Here is a 1,316-nt window from a genome sequence, read left to right as displayed (position 1 = left end):
TCTTGCATCCGTAGCTTCGGTGGTATGTTTAGCCCCGTTAAATCTTCCGCGCAGACCGACTCGACCAGTGAGCTATTACGCTTTCTTTAAAAGATGGCTGCTTCTAAGCCAACTTCCTGGCTGTCTGAGCCTTTCCACATCGTTTCCCACTTAACATACACTTTGGGACCTTAGCTGACGGTCTGGGTTGTTTCCCTTTCCACGACGGACGTTAGCACCCGCCGTGTGTCTCCCGCGATTGAACTTATTGGTATTCGGAGTTTGCAAAGGGTTGGTAAGTCGGGATGACCCCCTAGCCTTAACAGTGCTCTACCCCCAATAGTTAGACGCGAGGCGCTACCTAAATAGCTTTCGAGGAGAACCAGCTATCTCCCGGTTTGATTGGCCTTTCACCCCCAGCCACAAGTCATCCGCTAATTTTTCAACATTAGTCGGTTCGGTCCTCCAGTTGATGTTACTCAACCTTCAACCTGCCCATGGCTAGATCACCGGGTTTCGGGTCTAATCCCAGCAACTATTCGCGCAGTTAACACTCGGTTTCCCTACGGCTCCGCTATTCGCTTAACCTTGCTACTGAAATTAAGTCGTTGACCCATTATACAAAAGGTACGCAGTCACAGAACAAGTCTGCTCCCACTGCTTGTACGTATACGGTTTCAGGTTCTATTTCACTCCCCTCACAGGGGTTCTTTTCGCCTTTCCCTCACGGTACTGGTTCACTATCGGTCAGTCAGTAGTATTTAGCCTTGGAAGATGGTCCTCCCATATTCAAACAGCATATCACGTGTGCCGTCCTACTCGATTTCACAGTAAGGTCGTTTTCATGTACGGGACTATCACCCTGTATCGTGAAACTTTCCAGAATCTTCCACTAACTTCCAAACTGCTTAAGGGCTAGACCCCGTTCGCTCGCCGCTACTAAGGGTATCTCTATTGATTTCTTTTCCTCGGGGTACTTAGATGTTTCAGTTCTCCCGGTTCGCTTCGCAACGCTATGTATTCACGTTACGATACCTTACTTAGTAAGGTGGGTTCCCCCATTCGGAAATCTGTGGATTAACGCTTTTTATCAACTCCCCACAGCTTAACGCAGATTAACACGTCCTTCATCGCCTCTGACTGCCTAGGCATCCACCGTATACGCTTAGTCACTTAACCATACAATCTAAAGTAGACCGTACAATTGAAATAACTAGGTATTATCTAGTTTTTTTCGCCTCAAGAATACTCAAGAACACTTCATTGTTGTTACCGAAGTAACAACGTGTTTTAAGAACTTCTTTATTTATTCAGCTTTCCAAATTTTTAAAGAGCAA

At 46.4% G+C, this 1,316-nt stretch carries 1 rRNA gene (running past one end of the window); it reads right to left on the bottom strand.

Annotated elements, in window-relative coordinates:
- A 23S ribosomal RNA gene (locus JFU56_RS22375) occupies positions 1-1,158 on the bottom strand; it reaches 1,259 nt to the left of the window's first position.
- Positions 1,159-1,316 lie beyond the last annotated feature (158 nt).

Origin of the sequence: Moritella sp. F3 (assembly GCF_015082335.1) — a bacterium.
Classification (GTDB): Bacteria; Pseudomonadota; Gammaproteobacteria; order Enterobacterales; family Moritellaceae; genus Moritella.
Note: the sequence above shows the minus strand (reverse complement) of the source record. Positions and strands in the feature narration are given on the sequence as shown.